Source organism: Xanthobacter sp. BG11Y11_SDJG (assembly GCF_057364445.1).
This window is the reverse complement of the sequence record NZ_JBNFNU010000164.1, coordinates 1-8868: the sequence shown is the minus strand read 5'-3', so window position 1 is coordinate 8868 and position 8868 is coordinate 1. Positions and strand designations below refer to the sequence as shown.

9 protein-coding genes are annotated in these 8868 nt (G+C 71.2%); 6 read left to right on the top strand and 3 right to left on the bottom strand.

The features are described 5' to 3' along the window. The first annotated feature begins 115 nt into the window (after positions 1–115). Positions 116–1087: a hydroxyacid dehydrogenase gene (locus AC2W7M_RS14165; protein ID WP_486132904.1), complete on the top strand. Its 972-nt coding sequence runs from the start codon at positions 116–118 to the stop codon at positions 1085–1087. 27 nt (positions 1088–1114) lie between these two features. Beyond that, entirely contained in the window at positions 1115–2254 is a 1140-nt protein-coding gene (locus AC2W7M_RS14160) for a mandelate racemase/muconate lactonizing enzyme family protein (RefSeq protein ID WP_486132903.1), read from the top strand. Positions 2255–2339: 85 nt separating this feature from the next. Here the strand turns inward: AC2W7M_RS14160 and AC2W7M_RS14155 are convergent, their stop codons facing one another. Both AC2W7M_RS14155 and AC2W7M_RS14150 read right to left on the bottom strand, forming a co-directional pair. Continuing rightward, positions 2340–3851 carry an FAD-dependent oxidoreductase gene (locus tag AC2W7M_RS14155; RefSeq protein ID WP_486132902.1) on the bottom strand — a complete coding sequence of 504 codons (1512 nt, stop codon included), beginning with the start codon at positions 3849–3851 and terminating at the stop codon, positions 2340–2342. Between the two features lie 11 nt (positions 3852–3862). Then, entirely contained in the window at positions 3863–5275 is a 1413-nt protein-coding gene (locus AC2W7M_RS14150; RefSeq protein WP_486132906.1) for an acyl-CoA carboxylase subunit beta, read from the bottom strand. Between AC2W7M_RS14150 and AC2W7M_RS14145 the strand changes: the two genes are divergently transcribed. Continuing rightward, positions 5222–5797 carry an acyl-CoA carboxylase biotin carboxyl carrier protein subunit gene (locus AC2W7M_RS14145; protein WP_486132901.1) on the top strand — a complete coding sequence of 192 codons (576 nt, stop codon included), beginning with the start codon at positions 5222–5224 and terminating at the stop codon, positions 5795–5797. The genes AC2W7M_RS14150 and AC2W7M_RS14145 overlap by 54 nt on opposite strands. A gap of 6 nt (positions 5798–5803) precedes the next feature. Here the strand turns inward: AC2W7M_RS14145 and AC2W7M_RS14140 are convergent, their stop codons facing one another. Continuing rightward, positions 5804–6223, bottom strand: a complete 420-nt coding sequence (locus AC2W7M_RS14140) for a flavin reductase (protein ID WP_486132905.1) — start codon at positions 6221–6223, stop codon at positions 5804–5806. 253 nt (positions 6224–6476) lie between these two features. Between AC2W7M_RS14140 and AC2W7M_RS14135 the strand changes: the two genes are divergently transcribed. From AC2W7M_RS14135 to AC2W7M_RS14125, 3 genes are all read left to right on the top strand, one after another. Beyond that, the gene (locus AC2W7M_RS14135) at positions 6477–7631 is read left to right on the top strand and encodes an acyl-CoA dehydrogenase family protein (RefSeq protein WP_486132900.1); all 1155 of its coding nucleotides are present in this window, start codon (positions 6477–6479) and stop codon (positions 7629–7631) included. 11 nt (positions 7632–7642) lie between these two features. Further along, positions 7643–8098, top strand: a complete 456-nt coding sequence (locus AC2W7M_RS14130; protein WP_486132899.1) for an FAS1-like dehydratase domain-containing protein — start codon at positions 7643–7645, stop codon at positions 8096–8098. Positions 8099–8101: 3 nt separating this feature from the next. Beyond that, the coding region (locus tag AC2W7M_RS14125; protein ID WP_486132898.1) for a rhodanese-like domain-containing protein at positions 8102–8868 on the top strand (767 nt) is incomplete at its 3' end.

The following is an 8868-nucleotide window of genomic DNA, read 5'->3' as shown; positions in this document are numbered from 1 at the left end:
CGGCGTCGCCGGCATGCGCACGCCGCCGGCCTGGCTCCGGCCCGGCTCGGTGGTGCGCGCCCAGCGTCGAGGGCCTCGGCACCCTCCCCAACCCCATTGTGCAAGGCGCCCCCCTATGGCCAGTAACCCGCGTCCGGTGGTGTTCGCCACCAATGCGATCCACCCGGACGGCGCGGCGCTGCTCGCGCCGCATGCCGAGATCGTGGTGGGGCCGGACACGTCCGACGACACCCTGCGCGCCGGCGTGCGCGCCGCGGACGCGGTGATCGTGCGCGCCAAGCTGCCCCCGGGCGTGTTCGCGGGCGCCGCGCGCCTCAAGGGCGTGGTGCGGCACGGCGTGGGGCTGGACTTCATCCCCGTCGCCGAGGCCACCGCCCTCGGCATCCCGGTCGCCAACCTGCCGGGCAGCAACACCCAGACGGTCGCGGAATACGTCTTCGCCGCCTTGTTCGCGCTGCGCCGGCCCCTGGCGGGCATGGATGCCAGCCTCAGGACGGACGGCTGGAACCTGGCGCGGAGCCTTGCGGACGGCACGCAGGAGATCGGCGCTTCCACTCTCGGCATCGTCGGCCTCGGCGCCATCGGCCAGCGCGTCGCCGCCGTCGCCGCCGGCGGCTTCGGCATGCGCGTGCTCGGCGCCTCGCGCTCCGGCACCGCGCCCGAGGGCATCACGCCGGTCCGTATCGAGGAATTGTTCGCGCAGTCCGACGCCATCGTCATCGCCTGCCCGCTGACGCCGGAGACCACCGGCCTCGTCAGCGCCGACCTCATCGCCCGCATGAAGCCGGACGCGGTGCTGATCAATCCCGCGCGCGGCCCCATCGTCGACACGGCGGCGCTCATCGCGGCGCTGAAGGCGGGCCGCATCGCCGGCGCCGCCACCGACGTCTACGACGTCCATCCGGTGCCGTTCGACAGCCCGCTGTTTGCGCTGCCGAACCTCCTCATGACGCCCCACGGCGCCGGCATCACCGCCACCTCCATGCGGGCCATGAGCATCGGCGCCGCCGAAGAGGTGCTGCGCATCCTCAAGGGGGAGGCGCCGAAGAACCTCGTCAATCCCGCCTATCGCAAGCCCGCCGCCTGAGCGGCGCGATCGAGACCGAGAAGCCCCATGCGCATCGCTTCCATCAAGGCCGTCCCCATCTCCTTCCGCGTGCCCGAGGGCAAGAACGTCACCCTCGGCATCGGCCGCGCGGTGAAGCGCGATTCCGTGCTGGTGCGGGTCGAGACCAGCGACGGCGTGGTCGGCTGGGGCGAGGCCCATCACGGCCGCTGCCCCGGCGCCGTGGCGAAGCTCATCGACACCACCCTGTCGGAGCTGGTGCTCGGCATGGATGCGCTCGACGTGGTCGGCGTGTGGCAGAAGGTCTACCGCATGCAGCTCGCGAGCCACGGCATGGGCGCCGCCGCGGCCCTGGCGCTGAGCGGGCTCGACATCGCGCTCTGGGACATCCGCGGCAAGGTCATGGGCCAGCCGATCCACCGTTTGCTCGGCGGCGCGCCGAAGCCGATCAAGGCCTATGCCGGCGGCATTTCGCTCGGCTGGCAGGACCCCAAGGCGCTTGCCGAGGAAGCGGCGTCCTACGTCGCCCAGGGATACAAGGCGCTGAAGCTGCGCGGCGGCGACGCCCCCGCCCGCGACATCGCCCGCGTGGAGGCGGTGCGCGCCGCCGTCGGGCCGGAGATCGACATCCTCGTCGACGGCAATACCGGCTGCACCCCGGACCATGCCCGGCGGGTGATGCCTGCTTATGAGGCGGCCAATGTCGGCTGGTTCGAGGAGCCGTTCCCGCCGCAGGACTATCGCAGCTACCAGGATCTGGCGAAGCTCGGCCGGGTGCCGCTGGCGGCGGGCGAGAACCACTATACCCGCTACGAATTCACCCGCCTGATCGCGGACGGCGCCGTGACCTTCGTGCAGCCCGACCTCTCCAAGGCCGGCGGCATCACCGAGTGCCACCGCATCGCCATCCTCGCCTCGGCCTGGAAGCTGTCGGTGAACCCGCACACCTCGGCCACCGGCATCAACATGGTGGCGACGCTGCACCTCATGTGCGCGGTGGACAATCCCGGCTATTTCGAGGGCGACGTGGCGCACCACAACCCGTTCCGCGACGAGGTGTGCGGCCTGCCCTACGCGCTGACGCCGGAGGGCACCGTGACCTGCCGCGAGGGGCCGGGCCTCGGCATCGAGGTGGACGAGGCCTTCCTCGCCGCCCACCCCCTCATCGAAGGCCCCTGCTACGTCTGAGGCGCGAGCACGCGTGCGCCCGCCTCGGCCGCGTTGCGGCCGGCGATGCGGCCGCCGATGACGCATTCGGCGAGATTGCCGCCGCTCATATAGATGTGGCCGAACAGGCTGCCGAGTTCGCCGGCCGCATAGAGGCCCGGGATGCGCGCCGAACGGGTCCAGCACGCGCTGGCGCACGTCGTGGCGCGGCCCGCCCTGGGTGTTGATGACCACCGGCCGCACGCGCCCGAAATAGAACGGCGGCTCGCCGATCGGCGCCCATGGTCTCCGGCAGCCGCCCGAACGCCGCGTCGCGGCCGGCGGCGACGGCGGCGTTCCAGGCCTCGATGGTGGCGCGCAACTCGGCCGCGGGCACGCCCATCATTCCCGCGAGCGCATCGAGGCTCTCGGCGCGCTGGAAGATGCCCGCCTCGATCTCGCGCCCATTGTCGGCGCTCCAGGCGAGGTGCGGGTGCGGGTCGTTGTGGACCGATCGCCCCAGCGGATACATGCGCCGCCCCGCCTCGTCGAAGATCAGGAAGGCGGGATCGCGCGGAAAACCCTGCCGCTTCGGATCGAAGGCGTCGAACGGGCGCACGCCGGTGTCGCCGGGATAGGGCGGATACTCGTCCATGAAGCGCCGGCCGGCCTGGTCCACCAGGATCCAGGCGAGGCGCGGCAGAACCTTCTCCGAGGCCTTGCCGGGCGGGGGATCGGTGCCGAGGGTGGCGGCGCCGAGCGCGCCCGCCCCGCTGGGGGCCGGGGTCCACATGGGCACCGCCTTGAGATAGAGGCCGAACGGATAGTCCGGGTCCGGGTGCACGAGGCCGTAAGGGCCGTGATAGTGCCACATGTGCCAGAGGTCGGCGCCCACCGCCTGGGCCATGCGGATGCCGTCGCCGGTATTGCCGCGGAACGAGCCGGTGAGCACGGCGCCCTTCTGGAAATACTGCCGCTGCATCTCCGCATCGGCCTCGAACCCGCCGCAGGCGAGGATCACCCCGCCATAAGCGCGGATGGCGAACGGCCGGCCGTCGCGCTCGGCGAGAAGGCCGATCACCGCGCCGTCGCCGTCGGTCAGGAGGCGCCGCGCCGGGGTGGACATCAGCACCTCCACCGGGCGGGCCGACACATTGTCGGCGAGCACCTTGAACAGGCGCGTGCCGTTCTTCACCGCGCCCGCCTCGGGGAATGAGGTGCCCTCTTCCAGCGCCGGCACCGCCTCGACCTCGCAATAGCCGAGCGCCTCGTGTCCCGGCAGCGGATAATTGCCGAGCGCCGGCGTGACGCGGACCTTGGCGCCGCTGAGCCGGGCGAGCCCGCGCATATAGCCTTCCACCTCCACCATGCCGGCCGCGAGCGCTTCCAGCAGGTCCGGCGGCGTGCGGCCGCCGCAGGTGGCTTCGAGATAGGCGAGCGCCGATGCGCGGTCGGCGCTGACGCGGATGCCGCCGGCGGAGACCACGGACAGGCCGCCGGGAAACGCCATCTTCTCGATCAGCACGGTGCGCGCGCCGCGGTCGGCGGCCTCGATGGCGGCGACGGCGCCCGCGGCGCCGAACCCCACCACCAGCACGTCGGTCTCCATGTCCCAGGATGCGGGCAGCGACTGCCTCATGGTGTCCGGCCTCACGGATCGATGCGGTGCTTGAAGGACGGCACGCGCCCGCAGCGCGTGCGGGCGAGGACGTCGAGGATCACGCCGCGAGTCTCGGACGGCGCGATGACGTCGTCGATCAGCGCCATCTCGGCGGCGAGATAGGCCGAAGCCTGGGCCTCGGCGTTCGCGAGCAGCTCGCGGCGCCGCGCGGCCGGGTCCGCCGCCTTGGCGATCTCCTTGCCGTAAGTGAGTTCCACACCGGCGGCCGGGCCCATCACGTCGAACTGCGCGGTGGGCCAGGCGACGAGGGCGTCCGGCGCCATCACCCGCCCGCCCATGGCGAGATAGGCAAGGCCCACCGCCTTGCGCAGGACGATGGTCGCCTTGGGCACGCTCGCGCCGATGACGGAGTTGAGGAAGCGCGAGGCGAGCGAGACCATGCGCTGGTTCTCGATCTCCGGGCCGACCATGAAGCCGGGGCAATCCACCAGGAACACCAGCGGGATGTGGAAGGCGTCGCAGGTGTCGACGAACTTGCGCGCCTTCTGGATGCCCTTCTCGTCGATGGCGCCGGCCATCTTCATGGGGTTGTTGGCGAGGATGCCCACCGCGTGCCCGTCCATGCGGGCGAACGCGGTGATGAGGCTCGGCCCGTAGCTCTCGCGGTAGTGAAACATCTCGCCGCCGTCGACGAGGAGGCGGATGAGCTCCTCCATGTCGTAGGCGCGGCGGTGGTTGTCGGAAACGATCGCCGTGAGCCGCGCCGCGCCCTCCGGCGTGTCGCAGGCGGCCGGGCGCGGGGCGACGTCGGGCGGCAGCTCGTCGCAATGGGAAGGCAGGAAGGAAAGGAAAGCCCGGATCGCCGCCAGCGCCTCGGCGTCGCTCTGCGCCAGATGGTCGGCCTGGCCGGTGGCGGCGGCGCTCTTCTGCGCGCCGCCGATATCCTCCGCCGACACCTCCTTGCCGATGCCCACCTTCACCACCGGCGGCCCCGACATGCCCATGAAGCCGGAGCCGGCGACGATGGTGACGAAATCGGACTGCAGCGCCGTGAAGGACGGCCCGCCGAAGCACGCGCCCATCACCGCCGCCACCTGCGGCACCCGGCCGGAGAGCTGGAAGTGCTCCTTGAAGCGGGCGCCGAGGCCGGCGGCGATGGCGCCGTTATTCTCCTGGAAGCGGCCGGCGCCGGCCTCCATCAGCGCGATAAAGGGGCGGCGGTGGCGCAAGGCGAGGTCCCGGACGCGCTGGCTCTTCGCCTCGGCGACGCGGCCGCGCGTGCCGGCGATCACCGAGGCGTCCTCGGAGGCCACATACACCTCGCGCCCGTCGATGGTGCCCCAGCCGGCGACGAGACCGTCGGCCGGCGTGCGGGCCTTGAGCGCGCCGTGCTGGCTGCGGGCGAGCAGCCCGATCTCCCGGAACGAGCCGGGATCGAGCAGGTGCTCGACCCGCGCCCGCGCATCGAGCTTGCCGGCTGCCTTCAGCTTGGCGAGCGCGGCCGGCCGCCCATGGCGCGGGCGGCGGCGCGGCGCGCGTCGAGTTCCTTCAGCGTGTCCTCGTCCATGTGGGCCGGCTTCGCTCCCGTGTCGCTGGGCGGCCCGTCGGGCCGCCGCCGTCTTTCGCGGCGAATTGGTCTGATTGTTCCTTCAAATATCAATTCATTTAGATCATATTGTCATCGTCTCGTCTCGGTAATTTTCCGGCGGGGCGCACCGATACAGACAGGCGGGATGAGGTCCATGGCGGAGCATGAAGTGGTGTCGAGCGTGACCGGCGTGGTGTTCGAAGTTGCGGTGGCCGAAGGGGCCGCCGTGGCGGCGGGCGACACGCTGGTGGTGGTCGAATCGATGAAGATGGAGATTCCCGTCGTCGCCCCCCGCGCCGGCCGCCTCGCCCGCATCCTGGTGGCTGCCGGCGACGGCGTGGACGAGGGCCAGACGGTGGCGGTCGTCGCGGACTGAGCGCGCTCAGGCGCTCTCGCCATGGGCGATGTGACGGTAGTCCCCCTCGAAATAGAGCAGGGGGTTGCCGCTCTCGCGCTGCCGCATCGCCACCACGTGGCCGACGAGGATGTCGTGGGTGCCGGAACTGAACTGGGACGACACCTCGCAATCGAAATTGGTCATCGCCTCGTCGAGCGCCGGCGAGCCGGTGGCGAGGGTGGACCAGCGGCAGGACGCGAACCGCTCGGCCGGATCGCGCGCCAGGAACTGCCGGGCGAAGGGCATCTGGTCGGCGGCCAGCACGTTCACGCAGAACACGCCCGCCTCGACGATGAGCCCATGGGTGCGCGTGCCCCGGTTGACGCACACCAGCAGGCTCGGCGGTCCCGCGCTCACCGAGCACACCGCGGTGGCGATGAGGCCGGCGGGGCGCCCCGCGTCCAGGGTCGGAGACCACGTTCACGGCGGCCGCGAGGCGGCGCATACCGCGCTTGAAGTCATCCTCCGGCACGGCGTCGAAGCGCGACATGGGACACGTCCTCCCGTTCTGGTTGGACCGCGGGGGTACAATGCCGCGATCCGCTTAAATTTGCCTTGATGCAGGGTAACGTTCAAGACACAATGTGACGATAAAAATAGATACATTTTGGTGCCGCCCTGGAAGAGGCTGCACCGGCAGGGCAGGAAGAGGGCCGGGATGGATTTTCAGCTGACCGATCGCCAGAAGGAACTCATGGACGCCGCCAAGGGCGCCTATGAGCGCAAGCTCGCCCCGCTGGTGGCGGACACCAGCGTCGACGGCGTGCGCCGCCTGCGCCGCGCCATGGCGGAGCAGGGCCTTCTCGGCCTCAATCTGCCGCCCGAGCATGGCGGGCTCGGCCTTCCCCTGCTCGACACCCTGCTGGTGATCCAGACGCTCCAGGCCTGCGCCCCCATCGTCGGCGGCCTCTGCCACCGCACCTCCACCGGGGCGATCGGCGCCGTCGCGGAATACGGCACGCCCGACCAGCGCACGCGCTTCGTCGAGCCCCTGTGCCGCGGCGAGATCGGCATCTCCATCGGCATCACCGAGCCGGAGGCCGGCTCGGCCGCCACCGCTCTGAAGACCCGCGCCCGCATCGAGGGCGACCACGTCGTCCTCAACGGCTCCAAGCAGTTTGTCAGCTTCGTGAACATCAACGAGTTCACGCTGGTCTATTGCCGCTTCGGCACCACGGGGAAGGCCTCCGACATCGGCGCCGTCATCGTGCCCCACGATGCGCCCGGCTTCCGCCATTCCAGCGGCACGCTCAACATGGCGGACGAGCTTCTGTTCGAGCTCTATTTCGACGATTGCCGGGTGCCGAAGGAGAACGTGCTGCTCGACGGCGGCGCCTTCGGCAAGCTCATCAGCGTCTACAATGCCGAGCGCCTCGGCAGCATGGCGCGCATGCTGGGCTCGGCGCGCGCGGCCTATGAATATGCGCTCGCTTATTCCAAGGAGCGGCGCCAGTTCGGCCGCGAGATCTGCGATTTCCAGGGCATCCAGTGGATGCTCGCCGACATGCGCGTGAAGCTGGACGCGGCCCATCTCCTGGTGATGCGGGCAGCCTCCACTGCGCAGGTGACAGGCCTGCCGGCGCCGCTCGAGACCTCCATCGCCAAGGTGTTCACCGCCAAGGCGGCGAAGGAGATCTGCGACGACGCCATCCAGGTGCTCGGCGCCAACGGCTACACCAAGGAATATCCCCTCGCCCACCGCTACGCCGAGGTGCGCGGCGGCTCGATCTATGGCGGCACCATGCAGATCCACAAGAACATGATCGCGGCCGCCATCCTGGAGCGCGAGAACAGCCAGTGGAAGAAGGCCTGAGGGAGGCCGCCGTGACCGTCGAGATCGACCGCTCGCTCATCGGCAGCCGCAGCGCCCCCTATGTCGTCGAGGTGGAGAAGGGCGCCGTGCGGCGCTTCGCCGACGCCATCGGCGACCCCAATCCGGTGTACCGGGATGCCGACGCGGCGCGGGCGCAGGGCTATGCGGGCATCATCGCGCCGCCCACCTTCCCGGTCTCCTTCCTCTGCCCGCAGGAGCCGGAATGGACGCGCCATCTCGACCGGCGGCGCGTGCTGGCGGGCGAGCAGGGCTTTCACTATGTGCGGCCGATCCTGGTGGGCGACGTGCTCACCTGCCGCATCACCTTCGTCGGCGTGGAGGAGAAGCAGGCGCGCTCCGGCGCCATGGAGCTTTTGATTCAGGAGATCGACGGCCGCGACGCGGCCGGCGCGCCGGTCTATCGCCACCGGCGGGTGATGGTCTATCGCGCCGCCCCGGCGAGCTGAGCGATGGACGCCATCGCCATCGCGCCCCTGATGACGGCCGACGCCTTCGCGGCGGCGCTCTCCGACCCGCGGCACCAGTGGCCGCTGCGCGACTGGGCGCTGCTCGACGTGCGCGAGCACGGCGCCTATGAGCGCGGCCATATCCCCGGCGCCACCTCGCTGCCGCGCCGCCGGCTCGAATTCCGCATGGACGAGCTGGTGCCGGCCCGCACCACGCCTGTGGTGCTCTATGACGACGGCGGGGACGACCCGCGCGCGGCGCTCGCGGCGGACGACCTCCGGGCGTTCGGCTACACGCGCGTGAGCGTGCTCGGCGGCGGCCTCGACGGCTGGCGTGCCCTGGGCGGCGTGCCGTCGACGGGCGTGAACGTGCCGTGCAAGGCCTTCGGTGAGCGAGTCCTCGCGGAGGACGACGTGCGCCACCTCGATGCGGCGGCACTGGACGCCCGCCGCGCGGCCGGCGCCCGCATCGCGGTCTGGGGACGTGCGCACGGCGGAGGAGTTCGCCGACGCGCACATTCCCACGGCCTGCTCGGCGCCCGGCTTCGAGCTGGCGCTCCGGCTCGCGGACCTGGAGGCGGACTGCGACACGGTGGTGGTGAACTGCGCCGGCCGCACGCGCTCCATCATCGGCACCGCCGCCACCACCGCGCGCAGCACGCCGTACCAGCCGGGGAAGGTGCCGGCCGGATAGCCGCGGTTGCGCGCCACCACATAGGCCGTGACCATGAGCGCCGCGGCTCGCCGGAGAGCGGCGGCACGGTGAGCAT